This window comes from Pseudoxanthomonas mexicana (assembly GCF_001556105.1).
GTDB lineage: Bacteria > Pseudomonadota > Gammaproteobacteria > Xanthomonadales > Xanthomonadaceae > Pseudoxanthomonas_A > Pseudoxanthomonas_A mexicana_A.
In genome coordinates, this window is the sequence record NZ_LSIF01000083.1 from 147,298 (window position 1) to 166,359 (window position 19,062).

Genomic DNA, 19,062 nt, shown 5'->3' on the forward strand with positions numbered 1-19,062 from the left:
AAAACCACAAGAAACCCGGTTTTCCCTCTGTTGCCCACCTTAGCAGCGCGCACAGGGTTGTCAACAGGAAGAACAAGCTGAAATCACTCGGCGGATCAATGGCTTGCAATGAACTTCAGAGACTTGCTCAAGCCTTATCCACAAGTTGCTGTTTCGTCTCAAATTTTGAGATTGAGGGAAGATTCAGTGAGGTGATCGTCGTTTCACATGAAGGCCGATGCCGACCTCTCGGCACGAGTGGAACTGCGCAAACCAGGGGGCCAGAATCGGCCCATGTGCCTCGTTGCCCTTGCTTGGAAAGTCCACCCGCGCTGGCGGCTGCTGCTGGCCGGCAACCGCGACGAGTTCCACGCCCGCCCCACGGCGTCGCTGGCCCGCTGGGCCGCATCACCGCAGGTGTTGGCCGGGCAGGACCTGCAATCAGGCGGAACCTGGGCGGGGACCGACGCCGGCGGACGGATGGCGGTGGTCACCAACGTGCGCGACCCGGCGATCCAGGTGCCGGGCGCCCCTTCACGCGGCCAGTTGACCGCGGGCTTCCTGCAGTCGCCCGATAGTGCCGACCACCGCGCCACGGGACTGCTGGTGGCCGCGGAGGTGTTCGCACCCTTCAACGTACTTCTGGCCGACGAGACCGACTGCGAATACGTCAGCAACTACCCCACGCCCCGCCGGATCACGCTCGCGCCCGGACTGCATGGTCTGTCCAATGGCGACCTCGACGAGCCCTGGCCGAAGACGATGGCCCTGAAGCAACGTCTGGCCGCCTGGGTGGCCTCGGACGAAGACGATGTGTCGCCCCTGTGGCAGGCGCTGGCGGACGAGTCGCACCCGTCCGATGAACGCCTACCTGACACCGGCGTAGGCATCGAACTGGAACGTATGCTGTCCCCCGCTTTCATACGCGGCGACCGCTACGGCACTCGCGCCAGCACCCTGATCGCCATCGACCATGCTGGCCACGGTTGGATCAGTGAGCGCCGGTTCGGGCCGGCCGGCCTATTCGAGGGGGAGACGACGCTGCGGATCGGGCCTGGTGCGTAGCCGCCACCACGCCTGACAGCGCGCGGTCGCGACTTGCGTCGCTCCTACAAGAGGCCAGTTGAACCCTGCTTCATCAGCCCCCTGGGCCAGGGGGCGGCGAGCGCGGAGTGCGAGCGCGGTATGGAGGCCAATGGCCTGGGGCCCGAGGTTCGCGGCGCGAACCTCGGGGCTTTCCAAAGCGCCGGTGGCGCTTTGGAAAGCGGCGGAGCCGGCCGGTAAGCCGGGTTCTGTCGTGGACAGTCATTCCTCTAGGCGCAACGTCACCGTTACGCTCAAGCAACCTACCCGGAGACACTGCGGGCCGCAGCATAGCCTCCCTATTTGGTCTTGCTCCCGGTGGGGTTTGCCGTGCCGGTCCGTTGCCGGACTCGCGGTGCGCTCTTACCGCACCATTTCACCCTTGCCGTCCTGCCGAAGCAGTCTTAGGCGGTATCTTTCTGTTGCACTTTCCGTCGGCTCGCGCCGCCCAGGCGTTACCTGGCACCGTACCCTGTGGAGCCCGGACTTTCCTCGGCATTGTTTCCAATGACGCGACTGTCTGGCCGACTCCGCCGTGCGTATTGTCGCACGCACAAGCCATGGAACGGGATCAACTGCCGTACAACGCCTTCCTCGGGGCACCGGTGATCTCGGCGGCGAGCTTGGCGGCGGCCGACGGCGGCAGGTGCTCGTTGAGCAACGCATACACGCGACGCCCTTCTACCAGGCGAGCGTCTAGGTCGTCGCCCGCGCCCTGCACCATCACCACGAACTCGCCCTTGCGCTGGTTGTCGTCGGCATCGACGCGCTGCTGCAGGTCCGCCAGCGTGCCATCGAGGACGGTCTCGAACAGCTTGGTCAGCTCGCGTGCCAGTACGGCCGGGCGGTCGTCGCCAAACGCCATACGCATGTCGGCCAGCGATTCAGCGATGCGGTGCGAGGACTCGTAGAACACCAGCGTGCGCGTCTCGCCGGCCAGGCGCTGCAACTGTTCCCGCCGCGCGGAGGCCTTCGCAGGCAGGAAGCCTTCGAAGGTGAACCGGTCACTGGGCAGCCCGGCCACGCTGAGCGCCGCGATGGCCGCGCAGGCGCCTGGCAGCGGGCTGACCTTGATGCCCGCCGCGCGCGCCGCACGAACCAGGCGGAAACCGGGATCACTGACCAGCGGCGTGCCCGCATCGCTGACCAGCGCCAGCGAGTCGCCCGCCAGCAGGCGATCGACCACGCGCTGCGACAGCGCGTCCTCGTTGTGCTCGTGAAGGGCGATCAGCGGTGTCGAGACCCCGAAGTGCGAGAGCAGCTGGCCGCTCCGGCGCGTGTCTTCGGCACAGATCGCCGTCACGCTGCGCAGCGTCTCCAGCGCACGCGGCGTCAGGTCACCGAGGTTGCCGATCGGGGTGGCGACGATGAACAGGGTTCCGGCAGGCATTCCAGTGAGGCTCGATGGCTGAGGGTAGAATCGTAGCCGGTTACCCTGCCCGAACGTCGACGATGTCCATGGACCTGCCTGTTGCAAGCACGCTTTCTGGAAGCCTCCGTCCCGCACGGACCCTGGTTGTTCTGCTATTCGCGGCGCTGCTGGCCAGTTGCGCCACCACCCCGGGTGCAGGCCCCGCCGCATCGGCATCGCGCCTCGCCCCCGCTTTCAGCAACGCCGCGACGCTGGCCCGCCAGGACGCCACGCTGACCGGACAGGCGCGCAGCGACAACGCGCGTGAGATCGATCGCCTGCTGGCCACGCTGGACGACGCCACGCTCGCCCGTGATGCCGCTGCCCTGCTGGCGGGCGACCCGCTGTACAACTTCGCCGGTCGCGCCCTGCAGCGCCGCGGCCTGCCGCTGCCGCGCCCGTTCGATCGTGGCGCGCAGTGGCGCTTCGATGCAGGCAACCGTCCGCCTGCCGAGTCCGACGGCTACCGGCCGCCGGTGAAGCTGGCCGTGCTGCTGCCGCTGTCGGGCACCCTCGCCACCGCCGCCGCGCCTGTGCGCGACGGCCTGCTCGCGGGCTACTACGGCGAACGCCGCCGCCGCCCCGACATCCAGTTCTACGACACCACCGGTACCGCTGCCGGTGCGACGGCCGCCTATGCGCGCGCCACCGCGGAGGGCGCGGATTTCGTGGTCGGCCCGCTGGGCCGCGATGAAGTCAGCGCGCTCTTCCAGCAGCCCGAACTCGCCACGCCGTTGCTGGTACTCAACCGTGGCACCGTCGCGCCGCCGGACGGCAACGCCGGCTTTTCGCTGGCGCCGGAAGACGATGGCCTGGCCGCGGCGGAGTACCTGTTCGCACGCGAGCGTCGTACCGCCTTGATCATCGAAGGCGGCGACGACAACGGTCGACGCGCGTCGCAGGCGTTCGCCGAGCGGTTCGCCGAGCGCGGCGGCAAGGTCACGCGCGTGATCAAGGTGTCGGACGTGCCGGGCGACCTGTCGGTGGCGCTCGCCACGGCCGCGAAGGAAGGCCCCGATGCGGTGTTCCTGGCGGTGCGCGGTGGCACGGCGCGCGCGCTGACGCCGCAACTGGCGCTGGCGGGCCTGGGCGGCAAGAGTCGCGTGGGTACCTCGCAGCTCACCTCGGGCACCGGCAAGCCGGAAGAAGACATGGCACTGGACGGCATCGCGTTCCCGACCGACGCCTGGACCTCGCGCGGCGTGCCGGCCCTGCCTGCCGCCAGCGTCACCGGCGAACGCGTACCGACCGCACGCGGCCCGGCCGCCCGCCTGTTCGCGTTCGGCTACGACGCCTGGCTACTGACGGCATACCTGGAAAAGCTGGCGCTGGGCGCGAATACCGATCTGCGCGGCGCGACCGGCCGTCTGCAGCTGGACGGGTTCGGTAACGTGGTACGCACACCCTCGTGGTCGACCTTCACCGGTGGCCGTCCCGCACCGATCGCGGATGGGGGTTGACCGCCGGGCACGCGGACACGCCGTCGAAGTCGCGGCGCGCGAGCTGCTGCGGCGCGCCGGATTGACCGAACTCGCCGTCAATGCGAACTACCGCGGCGGCGAACTGGATCTGGTAATGCAGGACGCCACCCGCCCCGGCACGCCATCGGTGGTGTTCGTTGAAGTGCGCTACCGCCAGTCGCAGGCCTTCGGTGGGGGCGCAGCATCCGTCGACATCGGCAAGCGACGCCGGCTGGTGCATGCGGCGCACCGTTTCCTGCAGGACCATCCCGCGCTCGCCGACGCGCCGTGCCGCTTCGACGTGGTCGATGCGCGGGGCGATCCCGCCTCGCCCCGGCTCGAATGGATCCGCGACGCCTTCCGCGCGGACGAGGTGTGACCGCTACAGCCCGGCCGACAACAGCAGTTCGCGCGCCAGGCCTTCGCCATTTCCCCGCACCGTGGTTGAGGTCCGTGCACGCAGCGTGGTCGCCAGCCCCGCCGCCGCCGTGCGCAGTTCGGGGACGGCGGTGATTTCCCACGCGTGGCCGCGCAGCAGCGGGCCCAGGCAATAGAGTCCAGGCACCGGCGCGCCATGACGGTCGCGCACCTGCAGGTCGTCGCCGACCTCCATGCCCAGGCCGTGCCGGTCCGGCACGATCAAGCCGGCGTCGACCAGATGCGATACCAGCGGGTGCGTGGTACGCACGATGTCGGTGTCCAGGCCGGTGGCGCGGATCACGTAATCGTATTGCGCCACGTCGGCCTGCTGCCGGCCTCGGCCACGCGACAGCACCTCCGCTCCCTGTGCCCGCAGGCCGGCACGCAGCAGCCGCGCTGCACGCACCTGCAGTTGCCCGCTTGCCTGCGCGGTGTCCAGCACCTCGGCCACGCGTGGCGCGATGCGGTGCCGCGCCACTTCCCAATGCGAGCGCACATGACGGAGGAAGCGCGCACGCTGGGCCTCCGGCAGGCTGCGCCAGAACGCCTGCGTGTGTGGTCGCAACCCATCCACCACGCTGCGCCAGTCCGGCGCCACGTGCACCAGCGAGCGCACCGCAGCCACCAATCTGCGTATGTCGCGTCCACCCAGCGCCTGGCGCACGCTCGGCGCCAGTTCGATCGTCGGCCCCGGTACCGCGGCGTGCGGACGTGGCAACAACCCATGACGCGAGATGGCGGTCAGCCGGCCACGATGCCCACGCGCGACCAGCGTCGACACCACGTCCGCCATGGTCAGCCCGGTCCCGACGATCAGCACGCGCGCATCGGCCTCGATGCGCTCCAGCGCATCGTCCTGCCACGGCCAGCCGATGTAGCGCTGGCTCTGCGCGAGCCGCGGCCCGATGCCGGCCAGTCGCTGCGGCGGCAGCGCGCCGAGCGCCAGCACCACGCGATCGCTGGCGAAGTAGCCACCATCATCCAGGTGCACGCGATAGCCTTCGCCCACGCGACTGATCGCAATGGCCTCCTGCCGCACCAGCGACAGGTTGCCGGCCGCTTCGTGCGCTTCGCGCAAGCGTTCGGCGAGATAGTCGCCATAGGCGACGCGCGGCAGGAACTCGTCTCGGCCGCGCGGCCCGAGGCTGAGCCACGTGGCGAAGTCGTCCGGCGCGTCGGGACGCGCACCCAGTTGACCCGCGCGCACGTTCAACAGGTGTTCCGGGCGTGCCTGCCCGTAAGCCACGCCGCGCGCAAAGGTATCGCCCACACCCACCAGGCAGATCTCCGGCGCGCCTTCTTCAGTCGCGGCCAGTTGTGTCGCCAGCACGCTGCCGCTGAAACCCGCTCCCACGATGGTGATGCGCATGTATGTCCTCCGGTCGGTTCGGCCGGGCGATTTCTAACAGCCGCCGACCCTGCGGATGTAAGGAATCGGTTAGCGCATCCCGTCGGTTAGCGACCTGATGATCGCGTTGCGCGCGAAGACGTTGATTTGCGGGTACTGACACGGCATCGCGCATGAACATGGCGATCCGGCATTACTACATGCCGGCGCAACATCAGTGCAGAACAGCGCGCACCCGAGCCGTACAATGCCCGCATGGATGGAACAATGCCCCGTGCGCTGCATGACGCGATGTCGATCCGCCTCGGCGACGGCTGGCTGACCGGTGATGCGTGCCGTCCATTCGGTGGCGACGACTCGCGGCGATGGGCAATGCCGGCAGCGGTCGCGCTGCCGCAGACGCAGGACGATGTCGTCGCGCTGGTACGCGCCTGCCGTGCGCATCGCGTGCCGATCGTCGCGCGCGGCGCAGGCACCGGCACGACCGGCGCCGCCGTACCGACGCAGGGTGGCGTGGTGGTGTCGTTCACGCGCATGGACCGGATCGTCGACATCCGTGCAGCAGACCGCTGCGTGGTCGTACAGCCAGGCGTGTTGAATGGCGAACTGCAACAGGCGCTCGCGCCGCACGGCCTGTTCTGGCCACCGGATCCTTCCAGTGCCGATGCCTGCAGCGTCGGCGGCAATCTCGCCACCAATGCCGGCGGCCCGCGCGCGGTGAAGTACGGCACCGCGCGCGACAACGTGCTGGGACTGGTCGCCGTGACCGGGACGGGCGAGCTGATCCGCTGCGGTGGCGCGTACACGAAGGACGCGACCGGCTACGACCTCACGCATTTGATCGTCGGCAGCGAAGGCACGCTGGCGCTGATCGTCGAAGCCACACTGAAACTCGCGCCGCGGCCGCGCGCGCAAGCCGGACTGCGCGTGCTGTATCGCGATGCCGCGACCGCGGCCGCGGCGGTGTCGAGGATCATGACGCGCCCGGCGACGCCGGCGATGCTCGAGTTCATGGATCGCAGTGCCATTGCACTGATACGCCGCAACGGCAGCGACGTGCCCGACGCCGGCGCCATGCTGCTGGTCGAAGCCGATGGCGACGACGACACCCTGCCTTCCGCCTTGCACGCATTGGCGGAAGCGGCGGAAGGCGACGGCATGCTCTCGCTGGACGTCGCCACCGACGGCAGCGCGCGCGACCGGTTGTGGGCGGCACGACGCGCCTTGTCGCCGGCATTGCGCACGATCAAGCCCGGCAAGATCAACGAGGATGTGGTCGTGCCGGTCTCGCGCATCCCGGATCTCGTCGCCGCGATGGAAGTGCTCGCCATCGAAGCCGCGCTGCCGATCGTGGTGTTCGGCCACGCCGGCAACGGCAACCTGCATGTCAACATCATGTACGACGATGGCGATGCGGATGAAACCGCGCGGGCGCACGCCGCGCTGCCCAATCTATTCGCACGGGTGATCGCGCTCGGCGGCACGTTGTCGGGCGAACATGGCATCGGCCTGAGCAAGCGCGACTACATGGCCGATGCGTTCTCACCGTCCACGTTGTCGACGATGCGTGCCATCAAGGCGGCGCTCGACCCGGACGGCATCCTCAATCCGGGCAAGCTGCTGCCGCCCTGACGGCGCCTGACGTCGTCAGCGCAATGGCACGCGCAGTCGCGACGGCGCACCGGCGGGCGACGAGAACGTCACTGTGCCGCCCAGCCCTGCCGCTTCCGTGTAGCGCGGATCGTGGGTGTCGATCACCAGCACCAGGCGATGGCCGGCGGGAACACGCGCCGCGTTCGCCTCAAGCGTCACCTCGATCGTGCGTGCCTGGCCGGCCACGGCACCGCGCAGGCTGTAGGGCTTGTGCGTGATCAGCGTGCCGATGCCCCACGCATCCATGCTGTAGAGGTAGGCGATCAGGGTGACGTTGCGCTGGCTGGGCGTCGCCGTCACGCGCAGCGCCGACGATCCGGCCAGCGTACGCTCGCCCGCCATCGCCGGACCCACCCATACGCCGGCGCCGGCGCGATTCACCAACGGCACCGACGCGGTCGTCGGTGCGCCGAGCCCCTGCAGCAATCCACTGAGCAGGACCACACCGGAATCGGCAACCGTCGGCACACCGGTGGCGATGCGATGGCTCCAGCCCGTCGACACGCCGCTCACCAGCGCACCCGTGGGTGCGAGCCAGCCGGTGGGCGCCGCCAGTCCGTACTCGGTGGACGCGGCCTGCACCGCGTTCCAGTCCGCGTACGACAGCCAGCGGCCTTCGCGCGTGGCGAGGCGTACCGCGGCTTCGCCATCCACGCCGGTCATCCGGCCCTTGAGATGCCGGTCGAACCAGCGCGTCGTCGCGTCGTAGACCTGGTTCGGCAGGCCCAGCGCACCCGGCAGTTCCGCGGTGGCGTGGTCGCCCTGGCTGAAGATCAACTGCTTGGGGCCGCGCAGGCGGTTGTAGAAGTCCACGTACTGGTTTGGCGGGAACAGGCCGTCGTTGAATGCGTTGGCGAGCAACACCGCCGTGCCCTGGCGATTCAGCGCCTCCACTTCGTGCGCCACGCCGCGGCTGGTCGCCTGCGGCAGGAAGCCCTGCACGGCGCCGTCGAAATCGCCGATCACCGCGCGCGCGGTGATCCGCGCCAGGTCCGGTCCCGGACGGCCGGTCGCCACGCCCGCAGCGACCAGCAGGGTCACGCCCTGCTCGCTGACGGTCTGGTTCGCGTAGAGCGAGGTTTCCAGGTTCGCCCAGCCGCTGAGCGCCGCCACCGCTTTGATGCGAGGATCGCGCGCCGCCGCCAGCAGGCTGGTGCCTGCGCCGTAGGAAATGCCGGACGCGCCAATCGCATTCGGATTCGCCGGCGTGTTGGCCAGCGCCCAGTCGATGACCGCGCTGAGGTCCTCCACCGTCGCCGGCCCGGCGATGTCGATCTGTCCTGCCGAGTCCCAGAAGCCGCGCGACGTGTAGCTGACGACGACATAGCCGTTCGATGCGAGCTGGCTGGCGCGGCCGACATATTCCAGGTTGGGCAACGCCCAGCTCGCGGGCATCACGATCAGCGGGAACGGGCCGCTGCCCTGGCCCTGCGGCACCAGCACCAGCGCACCGAGTTCGGTGCCGTCCCAACTGCGGATGCGTTCGTAGGTCTTGCTGTAGCCGGCGGCGAAGGCCACCGAGGAGAACACCAGCAACACGACGGCCAGCAGGCCGCGACAGACGGATCGGGTCATGCGAAGGCTCCTCACAGGCGTCGCCGGGCCGGACGGCCGGGCGGGAAAGCGATGCGATGGAACCCGTCGGGGGGGAACGAGCGCAGCGACCATACCATCAGGTATGGGCTTGGCCACGCTGCGCTGCAGCGCGGAGTCGGACGGTCAGCCGAAGTGGTCGTAGCCCGTGCGCGGCGGCCGCCAGGGCGCACCTGCCGCATCCACGGCAATGACGCCGTCACCGCCGGTGATGCGGCCGATGCGGGTGATGCGCAGATCGAACGAAGACGCGAGTCGCGCGATGGCGTCACGCGACGACACCTCCGCGGTGAAACACAGTTCGTAGTCGTCGCCGCCGCTGGCCTGCAGCGCCGCGCGTTCGATGTCGTCGAACGACCCTCGCAGGTCGTCCGAAGCGGGCAACGCCTGCATCTCGACCTGGGCGCCGACGCCGCTGCGCGCGCAGACGTGGCCCAGGTCGGCCAGCAGGCCGTCGGACACGTCGACGCAGGCGTTCGCCAGACCGACCAGCGCGAGACCCGCACTCACGCGCGGCGTGGGCCGGTCCAGGCGCGCGCGCAACACGTGGGTCGGATCGCGTTCCAGCAGCGCCAGCGCACCCGCTGCGTCGCCGAGCGTGCCGGTCACCCACACGTCGTCACCGACCCGCGCGCCATCTCGGCGCAGCGCGCCGCCCGCCGCCACAAAACCCATCGCGGTGACCGACAACGACAGCGGACCGCGCGTGGTGTCGCCGCCGACCAGCGCGAGGCCGTGGCGCTCCGCGAGAGAGAGGAAGCCATCCAGGAAACCATCGATCCACACGGCATCGGATTGCGGCAACGACAGCGAGAGCGTGCACCAGGCAGGGTCGGCGCCCATCGACGCGAGGTCGGACAGGTTCACGGCCAACGCCTTCCAGCCGATGTCGGCCGGCGACGTGCCATGCGGGAAATGGACGCCGTCGTTCAAGGTGTCGGCGGTAACCACCAGATGCCGGCCGGGCGGCGGCGCCAGCAGCGCGGCATCGTCGCCGATGCCGAGCACGATGTCCCCGCGCGTGCCCGCACGTGCGCGGATGCGCGCGATCAGGTCGAATTCGCCGATGCCCATATCGCGAACCACCGCGCCGATGTATCAGCGCCGCGCCTGCGCCTCGGCGGGACGCCACTCGACGGCAGCGTGGTCGAGCACGCCATTGATGTAGGTGTGCCCGTGTTCGGAGCCGAAGCGCTTGGCGGTCTCGATCGCTTCGTTCAACACCACGCGGTACGGCACGTCGAGGCGATGGATCAGTTCGTAGGCGGCGATGCGCAGCACGGCGCGCTCGATGGGATCGACTTCCTCCACCGTGCGGTCGAGGAACGGCAGCAGGGCTTCGTCGAGCGAGGCACGATGCCGGACGACGCCGCGCACCAGGTCTTCGAAGTACTCGAGATCGGCGATCTCGTGCGCCTGCTCATGCGCGAATTGCGCGATCACCTGGCCCACTTCGCCGCCCGACATCTGCCACGCGTAGACGGCCTGCAGCGCACGGCGGCGCGCGCGGGCGCGCGTGACCGGATCGACGCCGTCCTTGCGCTGGGGATGTTGTTGTCGGCTCACGTCAGCTCCTGCAATTCTTGGGTTACGGCAACTGTTCCAGCAGCTGGGCCATCTCGATGGCGGCCAGCGCGGCTTCCTCGCCCTTGTTGCCATGACTGCCGCCGGCACGGGCTTCCGCATCTTCGATGCGTTCCACCGCCAGCACGCCGTTCAGCACCGGCACGCCGGTGTCCAGCTGCACGCGCATCAGGCCTTCGGCGCAACGGTCGGCGACATGCTCATAGTGGCGGGTGTCGCCGCGGATCACGCAGCCCAGGGTAATCAGCGCCGCGTGATCGCCGGCCGCCGCCAGGCGCGCCGCGACCAGCGGGATCTCCCACGCGCCGGGTACCCGCACCACGTCGATCGCGTCCTCGCCCACGCCGTTGCCGGCCAAGCTCTGCCGCGCGCCAGCCACCAGCACATCGGTGATGCGCGGATTCCAGCGGCTCGCGATGATCGCAAAGCGGGCGCCGACGGGCGCGCGCAGATCGCCTTCGAAGTGGGACATGGCGGGTTCCTTGGGGGTGGGGAAGTCTACCAGCCGGGGCGACCGGCCGGTCTGCCGGAAGACTCAGGGCTGGACGTACTCGACCACGTCCAGGCCGAAGCCGGCCAGGCCGACCTGCCGGCGCGGCGTACCCAGCACCCGCAGCTGGCCGAGGCCAAGGTCGGCCAGGATCTGCGCGCCGGCACCGTTGCGGCGCCACTGCCCCACATCCTTGGCATTGGCCTGTACCTCGGGTTGCTTGCGCAGGCGAGCCAACAGCGCATCCGCGCTACGAGGTTCGGCCAGCACCACCATCACGCCCTGCCCTTCCGCCGCGATGGCGCGCAATGCATCGGTGGCGTGCACGCCGAAATCGTCGCGCCGCCAGTGCAACAGGTCACTCAACGGGTTCTCGACCTGCACGCGCACCAGCGTGGGCGTGGCCTTGTCCGGCGTACCGCGAACCAGCGCGAAGTGCAGGTCGTGCGCGATGCGGTCGCGGTAGGTGACCAGTTGGAACGGGCCGAACTCCGTCTCGATATCGCGCGCATCGATGCGCTCGACCGTGTGCTCGGTCGCCAGCCGGTAGGCGATCAGGTCGGCGATGGAGCCCATCTTCAGGCCGTGCTCGCGCGCGAACACTTCCAGTTGCGGGCGCCGCGCCATGCTGCCATCGGGATTCAGCACTTCCACCAGCACGCCCGCCGGCTCCAGCCCGGCCAGCAGCGGCAGGTCGCTGGCCGCTTCGGTATGGCCAGCGCGCGTCAGCACGCCGCCCGGCTGGGCGATCAGCGGGAAGATGTGCCCGGGCTGGCTGAGGTCGGTCGGCTTCGCATCCGGCCGCACCGCGGTGCGCACGGTGTGCGCGCGGTCGTAGGCGGAAATGCCGGTGGTGACGCCCTCGGCCGCCTCGATGCTGACCGTGAAATTGGTGTGGAACTGCGCGGTGTTGGTCTGCACCATCGGCGCCAGGCCCAGCTGCGTGCAGCGCTCGCGCGTCAGCGACAGGCAGACCAGGCCGCGGGCGTGCGTGACCATGAAGTTGATGTCCGATGGCTTGACCAGCTCGGCGGCCATGATCAGGTCGCCTTCGTTTTCGCGGTCCTCGTCGTCGACGATGACGACCATGCGGCCCTGGCGGATCTCTTCCAGCAGCTCGGGAATCGGGGCGAAGTTCATGCGCCGTTCCTCTCGCCCAGCAGGCGCTCGACATAGCGCGCCACCAGGTCGATCTCCAGGTTCACCGCATCGCCGACCGCGGTGGCGGCGAATGCCGTGTTCGCGACGGTGTGGGGAATCAGCGCGACCTCGAAGCCTTCGGCATCGACCTCGTTGACGGTGAGGCTGACGCCATCCACGCAGATCGACCCCTTCTTGGCGATGTACTTCAGCAGCGCCACCGGCGCGGCGAAACGCCAGCGCTGCGCGCGCGCATCGTCGTGTACGGACAGCACGCGACCCACGCCATCCACGTGACCGCTGACCAGATGTCCGCCCAGGCGATCGGTCGGGCGCATCGCGCGCTCCAGGTTCACGACCGCAGCTTCCTTCAGGCCACCCAGGGTGGTCAGCGACAGCGTCTCGGTGGAGGCGTCGGCCTGGAAGCTGCCAGCGTCGAACGCGATCACGGTCAGGCACACACCGTTCACCGCGATGCTCTCGCCCCGTTGCACGGCGTCGAACGGCAGCGAGCCGACGGCCACGGTCAGGCGGACGTCACCGCCCACGGATTCCAGCGCGGCGATGCGGCCGACGCCCTCGATGATGCCGGTGAACATCAGTGCACCTCCGGACGAGGGACGACACGGATGGCGGAAAAGAGCTGGGACATGGGACGTCTCTCGCGGTAACGAAGCGAAGACGCCTCCGGGCGCGAAGGCAGGCGCACGGCACCACGCTGGCGCGCGGTTCGGCGGTGCCGTCTTCTTTCATCCGGACTATGACCGTCGGCTCCGGCATCGGACCGGATCTGCTGACCCTCCGGCAGGCCGAAGGCGCTCGCGGGCTTGTCGCTGGGCGACCTACCGCCGGTGGGGAATCTCGCCCCGCCCTGAAGACGTCGTTGGTGGTGTACCGGCGAACCGGCCGGCGCATTCTACACCTCGCCTTTCCGGACGAGCCCCGAACGCTGCGTTCCGCCGGGAGATCAGGCCTCGGCAGGCTTGCGGCGCAGGTGCAGGATCAGCGGCCAGCGCATGGTGCGCGCCCGCTGCGGATCGCCCCAGACCTCGGCCAGTGCCGGCGTGTGGGCGTAAACGGGATCTTCGCCGGTGGCGGCGCGATAACTGCCGGTCGCCGACAGGCTGCCGAAGTAGCCCAGCAGCGTGGGCAGGTTCCACTCGGCGGTCAGCCACAACCGCGGTGTCGGGATGACGTCGAACGGCCATACATAGTCGCCATAGCCCATGTCCACGTCGGCGCGCTCGGGCGGCCAGTACGGGTCGATGTCGTCGCGGACCTTCTCGGCCACCTCGGCCAGGTCGTCCTCGAAAATGATGTCCTGGTAGGTCCAGGCGGCCAGCACGCCGCCCGGGCGCAGCACGCGTTCGCAGGTGTCGAAGAAGCGGTAACGGTCGAACCAGTGCAAGGCCTGCGCGACGGCGACGAGGTCGACGCTGTGGTCCGCCAGCGCCGTCGTTTCGGCCGGCTCGGTCGCCAGGCTGACGTTGATGCCGTCCCCGCCCTGCGCCCAATGGCGCGCGATCTGCGCGGCGCTGGGATCCGTCGCGTGCACATGGGCGAAGCGTGCGGCCAGCCCGCGCGTCGCCTGGCCACTGCCGCACCCGGGCTCCCAGACCTGCGCGGTGGCCGGCACGACCGACGCGATCACGTCGTAGAGCGCGTCCGGATACGTGGGGCGCGAGGCGAGGTAGACGTCGGCGACGCCGGAAAAATGATCCTTGAAGGCAGCCATGGCGTGCGGTCAGCGGGCAGGTTGCAGCAGAAGGCGCTGATCTTCGCCAATCATGCGACTGTCCACAATCTCCAGCTTCAGCCGGTCGGCCATCGCCTGGATGCCCAGGCCACCGAAGAGCGGTCGCGCCTGGTCGCCCAGCAACACCGGCGCGACGTACAGCAGCACTTCGTCGGCCAGGCCCGTGGCCAGGAATGCGCCCGCCAAGGTGGCGCCGGCTTCGGCATGGACTTCGTTGATGCCACGCGTGGCCAGCAGTTCCAGCACGGCCTTCAGATCGAAATTGCTGCCGATCGCCGGCGCGATCGCGCGCTGCACATCGACATCGCGCGGCGGCTTTGCATCGGCGGTATGGATATAGAGCGTCGGCGCTTCGCCCTGGCGCACGTTGCCGCGCGCGACGGTGGCCAGGCCGGGATCGAGCACCACGCGCAGCGGCGGCTCGAACGCCGTGTCGTCGCCAAACCGCACCGTCAGCGACGGATCGTCGGCCAGCACCGTACCGGCACCGGTCAGGATGGCGCCGGCGCGCGCGCGCCAGCGCATCACGTCACGGCGCGATGCGTCGCCGCTGATCCACTTCGAGTCGCCGTTCGCCATCGCGGTGCGGCCGTCAAGGCTGGTGGCCAGCTTCACCCGCATCCACGGTCGTCCGCGTTCGATGCGCGAGAGGAATCCGCGATTCAACCGGCGCGCCTGCGCTTCCATCAATCCCGACTGCACGGCGATGCCGGCCGCGCGCAGCCGGTCGAAGCCCGCGCCATCGACCTGCGGGAACGGATCGCGCATCGCCGCAACCACGCGAACGACACCCGCAGCAACGAGGGCCTCGGCGCATGGCCCTGTGCGTCCGGTATGCGCACAGGGCTCCAGCGTGACGTACGCGGTCGCGCCCTGCGCGCGATCGCCTGCGGCCTGCAGCGCGAACACCTCGGCATGGGGCTCGCCAGCCTTGCGGTGCCAGCCCTCGCCGACGATTTCGTCGCCGTGCACGATCACGCAGCCCACCATCGGATTCGGACGCGTGGTGTACGCGCCACGCTCGGCCAGGCGCAGCGCGCGCGCCATGCAGGCATGGTCAAACGCGGAAAAGTCAGTCACGGGAATAGCGCCCTCGTTCATCGCCATCGGGCCACGTGGGGATCAGCCAGCCGGCATCGATCCGCAGTTCCATCTGCTCGAATGCGGGACCGCTCAACACCTGGGTTTCGAGTTCAACCTGCATCAGCGGACGCGCGTTCTCCGCCACTTCCAGGCGCAGCACGGGCACGCCCGCCTCCATCGCCCGTTCGATGCCAAGCGCGATCGCCACGGGCATTGCGCCAGCATCGGCGGCGAAGGCATAGCCACCCGCGCGCGTGGTCACCGGCTCCTCGCGTCCATCAGCGTAGATGAAGGTCACCGCGACGCCGTTGAAATACGCACCCTGGTCATCGTCGTGCACGAGCACCGCCGCACGCGGCTGCCAGTCCGCTGGATCGCTGTCGCGCACCGGTTCGGACGGGGCGATGCATTCGGCCGGCAGCGAGAGTGTGGCGTAGCGCGGCGGCGGCTCGGGCAGCTTCCAGTACAGGTCTTTCAGCGCGTACTGCTCGCGCCAGTAGTCGGCCATCGCCTGGGTCGCCACCTGCATCGCCGCCGATTGCGCGGCGCCTTCCGCCGACATCGCAGCCGCCGCCGTCTCTTCGGCGCGCCGCACGGACGCGGCCAGCCGCGCCTGCTGTGCGGCGACCTCGCGACGCAGCGCGGCCTCGTCGATCTCTCCGTCTCCTGCCACGAGTGGCATGGCGGCAGGGGCCGACGCGCCTTGCAGGAACGGGCATCGTGCACTGATCTCGGCCAACGTCGCCTCATGCCTCTGGCGCCGCCACGAATACTCCGCCGCGGCATCCCAGTCGCGGGCTTCCTTCACGTACGCCCATCCCTTGCCTTCGGGGACCGGGTCGGTGCGCAGCACCACCTTGTCACCCGCCCGCTTCCATGCCCCTTCGGCCTGCTGGTCCATCGCTCCATAGCTCAGGTACCACTGGAAGCGCCCCTCCGGCTTGAGCAGCAGCTCAGAGCCCACTTCCCTCACGCCGTTGAGGTAGTAATGGCCGGCGAGATCGTCGGCGGCGCGCGCGCTCGCGGGAGTGGCCAGCAGCAGGGCGGACAGCGCCAGCGCTTCCACGTGGGGTGTCATGTGGCGCTTCCGGTATCGAGCGCGAGAGTATGCGCCACGCGCTGCGCGGGCGTGATCGACATGATGACCACCGGCGTGCCGTGCAGGGAGGTGCGCTCCTCAAACCGCCACCCAAGGGACGCATAGAAATCCTCGTGCCACAGCGTGAACAGGCGTAACAAGGCGACGCCTTCGCGCGCCGCATGCGCAACGGCGGCGTCCACCAGGATCCGACCGCCACCGCGACCACGCGCATCAGGCAGCACGAACAGGCTACCCAACCAGGGACTGCCGCGATCCTGCAGGGCGGGCGCGTCTTCGATCAGCAGGCTGACCGAGCCCAGCAGGTGGCCATCGTCCATCAGCAGCAGCGTGGTCGGAAGCGACGTGCGCATGGCGTGGTCAGCCAATTCTTCGGTCGCGACGTCCAGGGTCCAGTCGTCGTACAGCGCGCCCCATTCCCGGTGATGCCAGCGGGCAAGCGGCTCGATGCACGCGGGGTGCCGCCCGATCGCGTCGATGCGCACGGCTCAGCGCTTCTTGTTCTTGTCCGCGTGCTTGTCGAAGGCCACGACGTCCCCACCCAACAGGGACAGCTGGCCGGCGCCGGCGGGCAACTCTCGCTCGAGCTTCTCGATTTCCTCGCGGAAATCGGCCACGTCCTCAAAGCTGCGGTAGACCGAGGCGAAGCGGACGTAGCCGACGTGGTCGAGCTTGCGCAGTTCGCCCATCACCAGTTCCCCGATCTTGCGCGAGGCTATTTCGCGTTCGCCGCTCATGCGAATCGCATGGATCACCGCACGCACGGCGGCCTCGATCTGTTCTTCCGACACCGGACGCTTCTGCAGCGCACGGTCGAAGCCGGCACGCAGCTTGCGTGCATCGAAGGTATCCCGACGTCCATCGCCCTTGATGACCGCCGGCAGCTTGATCTCGATGTTTTCCAGCGTCGAGAAGCGCTCCCCGCAGGCCTCGCACTCGCGACGGCGCCGGATCGTCGCGCCGTCTTCAGAGACGCGCGAATCGATGACGCGGGTGTCAGTGTGCTGGCAGAAGGGGCAGTGCATGTCAGCCCCCGAACTCCACGGGCATCAACGTGGTGAGACCCCGACCCCTGTAGCGCGACGGCTCGAAACGGAATCCATCCAAAAGGGCCATCAACTGGGCGTTGTAGGCGGGCGCCGTGCTGCAGGTCACCACTTTATCTAGGATCCGTCCCTCGCCATCCACCAATACATAGGCTTGAGCCTTGAAACCACGCCTCGCCTTGCCCGCAAACCCGAAGTCGACGCGGGGCGCATGAATGACACGGCCCGCAGACCATGAGGCACGTGACAGATCCACGCCATCCTCCTGAGGCCAGACTTCGTTGCGGAAGGCGAACTTCCGGAACTCGGCATGCGTCATCTGTGGCTCCAAGCCCTTCCGGCAAGGGAAGAAGCCTTCGGGCACAGCGTCCATGTAGTCCGGAGGCGCGGAGAACACGGGTTCTTTAGGCGGCACCTCACCAGCCGCCGCAGAGCCGCACGCGAACGCCATCACGAACAGCACCAACGTTATCGACCGCATGACGGTTGCCTCCCATGCCGAATGGCGCTCGCGAGTTCGCACGCTCTGCCCGCTCCCGGGTCAGCTGCCGTAGACCGGGTACTTCCGGCACTGCGCAGTGACAGCATCACGCACCTTCGCCAGCACGGCCTCGTCGCTCGGCGCATCCAGCACGTCGCAGATCCAGTTGGCCAGGTCGATGCAGTCCTGCTCACCGTAGCCGCGCGTGGTGACGGCGGGCGTGCCGATGCGCAGGCCGGAGGTCACGAAAGGCTTGCGCGGGTCATTCGGCACGGAGTTCTTGTTGACGGTGATGTGCGCCTTGCCCAGCGCTTCTTCCGCATCCTTGCCGCTGACATCCTTGCCGATCATGTCGACCAGCATCAGGTGGTTCTCGGTACCACCGGACACGATCTTGTAACCGCGTGCGATGATCGTCTTCGCCATCGCCTGTGCGTTCTTCACGACCTGTGCCTGGTAATCCTTGAAGCCAGGCTCAAGCGCTTCCTTGAACGCCACGGCCTTGGCCGCGATGACGTGCATCAGCGGACCGCCCTGGATGCCCGGGAAGACGATGCTCTGCAGCTTCTTCTCGATCTCTTCACCCGCGCCCTTGGCCACGATGATGCCGCCGCGCGGGCCGCGCAACGTCTTGTGGGTGGTCGAGGTGACCACGTGCGCGTGCGGCAGCGGGTTCGGGTAGACGCCGGCCGCGACCAGCCCGGCGACATGCGCCATGTCGACGAACAGGTAGGCACCGACCTTGTCGGCAATGGCGCGGAAGCGCGCCCAGTCGACAACCTGCGAATAGGCCGAGAAACCGGCCACGACCATTTTCGGCTTGTGTTCCAGCGCGAGTTTTTCCACTTCGTCGTAGTCGATCAGGCCCTGGTCGTTCACGCCGTACTGGACGGCATTGAAGATCTTGCCCGAGGCATTCACCTTGGCGCCGTGGGTCAGGTGGCCGCCATGGGCCAGCGACATGCCCAGGATGGTGTCGCCCGGCTGGAGCAGGGCGAAATACACGGCCTGGTTGGCCTGCGAGCCGGAATGCGGCTGCACGTTGGCGTAGTCGGCGCCGAACAGCTGCTTCACGCGATCGATGGCCAGCTGCTCGGCCACGTCGACGTACTCGCAGCCGCCGTAATAGCGCTTGTGCGGATAGCCTTCGGCGTACTTGTTGGTCAGCACGCTGCCCTGGGCTTCCAGCACGCGCGGGCTGGCGTAGTTCTCGCTGGCGATCAGCTCGACGTGATCCTCCTGTCGGCGCGCCTCGTGGGCGATGGCCTGGGCCAGTTCGGGATCGTAGGTTTCGATGCGGGCGTCGCGCGGGAACATCGGGTCTCCGGGGCATGGCAGGGCGGGGATGCCGATTGTAGCCCGCCCTGCACCCGGCCACCCCGCGCTTAAAAGGAAAAGCGCGCCGGAGCGCGCTTTTCGGAGCATCGGGGCTACTG

Annotated in this window: 18 protein-coding genes, 1 other RNA gene, 1 pseudogene and 1 riboswitch; of the genes and pseudogenes, 4 read left to right on the top strand and 16 right to left on the bottom strand. The window is 68.7% G+C overall.

Annotated elements, in window-relative coordinates:
• The first annotated feature begins 273 nt into the window (after positions 1 to 273).
• Complete coding sequence (locus tag AX730_RS14670) at positions 274 to 1,044, top strand: NRDE family protein (RefSeq protein ID WP_062357875.1); 771 nt, start codon at positions 274 to 276, stop codon at positions 1,042 to 1,044.
• A gap of 200 nt (positions 1,045 to 1,244) precedes the next feature.
• On the opposite strand, the gene rnpB is transcribed toward AX730_RS14670, so the two are convergent.
• Positions 1,245 to 1,594, bottom strand: an RNA gene (rnpB, locus tag AX730_RS14675) — RNase P RNA component class A.
• Between the two features lie 39 nt (positions 1,595 to 1,633).
• Entirely contained in the window at positions 1,634 to 2,452 is an 819-nt protein-coding gene (gene rsmI, locus AX730_RS14680; protein ID WP_062357754.1) for a 16S rRNA (cytidine(1402)-2'-O)-methyltransferase, read from the bottom strand.
• A 185-nt stretch (positions 2,453 to 2,637) separates the two neighbouring features.
• Between rsmI and AX730_RS14685 the strand changes: the two are divergent.
• A pseudogene (locus AX730_RS14685) lies at positions 2,638 to 3,933 on the top strand (penicillin-binding protein activator); the annotation flags it as partial.
• Positions 3,923 to 4,312 carry a YraN family protein gene (locus AX730_RS14690; protein ID WP_062357755.1) on the top strand — a complete coding sequence of 130 codons (390 nt, stop codon included), beginning with the start codon at positions 3,923 to 3,925 and terminating at the stop codon, positions 4,310 to 4,312. The pseudogene AX730_RS14685 and the gene AX730_RS14690, both read left to right, overlap by 11 nt.
• Positions 4,313 to 4,315: 3 nt before the next feature.
• Here AX730_RS14690 and AX730_RS14695 read toward each other — a convergent pair whose 3' ends face one another.
• On the bottom strand, positions 4,316 to 5,722 hold the full coding sequence (locus AX730_RS14695; RefSeq protein ID WP_062357756.1) for an FAD/NAD(P)-binding protein: 1,407 nt from the start codon (positions 5,720 to 5,722) through the stop codon (positions 4,316 to 4,318).
• Between the two features lie 234 nt (positions 5,723 to 5,956).
• On the opposite strand from AX730_RS14695, the gene AX730_RS14700 reads away from it, so the two are divergent.
• Positions 5,957 to 7,333: an FAD-binding oxidoreductase gene (locus tag AX730_RS14700; protein ID WP_062357757.1), complete on the top strand. Its 1,377-nt coding sequence runs from the start codon at positions 5,957 to 5,959 to the stop codon at positions 7,331 to 7,333.
• A 15-nt stretch (positions 7,334 to 7,348) separates the two neighbouring features.
• Here the strand turns inward: AX730_RS14700 and AX730_RS14705 are convergent, their stop codons facing one another.
• The 13 genes from AX730_RS14705 to glyA all read right to left on the bottom strand — a co-directional run bounded on the left by AX730_RS14705 (position 7,349) and on the right by glyA (position 18,943).
• Positions 7,349 to 8,929: a CocE/NonD family hydrolase gene (locus AX730_RS14705; RefSeq protein ID WP_062357758.1), complete on the bottom strand. Its 1,581-nt coding sequence runs from the start codon at positions 8,927 to 8,929 to the stop codon at positions 7,349 to 7,351.
• Positions 8,930 to 9,073: 144 nt separating this feature from the next.
• Positions 9,074 to 10,015 carry a thiamine-phosphate kinase gene (gene thiL / locus AX730_RS14710; RefSeq protein WP_062357878.1) on the bottom strand — a complete coding sequence of 314 codons (942 nt, stop codon included), beginning with the start codon at positions 10,013 to 10,015 and terminating at the stop codon, positions 9,074 to 9,076.
• Positions 10,016 to 10,045: 30 nt separating this feature from the next.
• A complete protein-coding gene (gene nusB, locus AX730_RS14715) occupies positions 10,046 to 10,513 on the bottom strand; it encodes a transcription antitermination factor NusB (RefSeq protein WP_062357759.1) in 468 nt (155 codons plus the stop codon).
• 22 nt (positions 10,514 to 10,535) lie between these two features.
• Positions 10,536 to 11,003, bottom strand: a complete 468-nt coding sequence (gene ribH / locus AX730_RS14720) for a 6,7-dimethyl-8-ribityllumazine synthase (protein ID WP_062357761.1) — start codon at positions 11,001 to 11,003, stop codon at positions 10,536 to 10,538.
• A gap of 63 nt (positions 11,004 to 11,066) precedes the next feature.
• Positions 11,067 to 12,161: a 3,4-dihydroxy-2-butanone-4-phosphate synthase gene (gene ribB, locus AX730_RS14725; protein ID WP_062357763.1), complete on the bottom strand. Its 1,095-nt coding sequence runs from the start codon at positions 12,159 to 12,161 to the stop codon at positions 11,067 to 11,069.
• A complete protein-coding gene (locus AX730_RS14730; protein ID WP_062357764.1) occupies positions 12,158 to 12,760 on the bottom strand; it encodes a riboflavin synthase in 603 nt (200 codons plus the stop codon). The genes ribB and AX730_RS14730 overlap by 4 nt, the downstream gene beginning before the upstream one ends.
• Before the next feature lie 138 nt (positions 12,761 to 12,898).
• A riboswitch (FMN riboswitch) is annotated at positions 12,899 to 13,044 on the bottom strand.
• Between the two features lie 84 nt (positions 13,045 to 13,128).
• Positions 13,129 to 13,896, bottom strand: a complete 768-nt coding sequence (locus AX730_RS14735) for a class I SAM-dependent methyltransferase (protein WP_062357766.1) — start codon at positions 13,894 to 13,896, stop codon at positions 13,129 to 13,131.
• A gap of 9 nt (positions 13,897 to 13,905) precedes the next feature.
• On the bottom strand, positions 13,906 to 14,964 hold the full coding sequence (gene ribD / locus AX730_RS14740) for a bifunctional diaminohydroxyphosphoribosylaminopyrimidine deaminase/5-amino-6-(5-phosphoribosylamino)uracil reductase RibD (protein ID WP_232310272.1): 1,059 nt from the start codon (positions 14,962 to 14,964) through the stop codon (positions 13,906 to 13,908).
• A 25-nt stretch (positions 14,965 to 14,989) separates the two neighbouring features.
• Positions 14,990 to 16,078 (bottom strand): hypothetical protein, encoded by a 1,089-nt coding sequence (locus AX730_RS14745; RefSeq protein WP_157074272.1) that lies wholly within the window; start codon positions 16,076 to 16,078, stop codon positions 14,990 to 14,992.
• A complete protein-coding gene (locus AX730_RS14750) occupies positions 16,075 to 16,584 on the bottom strand; it encodes a GNAT family N-acetyltransferase (RefSeq protein ID WP_062357769.1) in 510 nt (169 codons plus the stop codon). Before AX730_RS14750 ends, AX730_RS14745 begins: the two co-directional genes overlap by 4 nt.
• 3 nt (positions 16,585 to 16,587) lie before the next feature.
• A complete protein-coding gene (nrdR, locus tag AX730_RS14755; protein WP_062357771.1) occupies positions 16,588 to 17,124 on the bottom strand; it encodes a transcriptional regulator NrdR in 537 nt (178 codons plus the stop codon).
• A 1-nt stretch (position 17,125) separates the two neighbouring features.
• Positions 17,126 to 17,608: a hypothetical protein gene (locus tag AX730_RS14760; RefSeq protein WP_157074273.1), complete on the bottom strand. Its 483-nt coding sequence runs from the start codon at positions 17,606 to 17,608 to the stop codon at positions 17,126 to 17,128.
• A 78-nt stretch (positions 17,609 to 17,686) separates the two neighbouring features.
• Positions 17,687 to 18,943, bottom strand: a complete 1,257-nt coding sequence (gene glyA, locus AX730_RS14765; RefSeq protein WP_062357774.1) for a serine hydroxymethyltransferase — start codon at positions 18,941 to 18,943, stop codon at positions 17,687 to 17,689.
• Between the last annotated feature and the right edge of the window lie 119 nt (positions 18,944 to 19,062).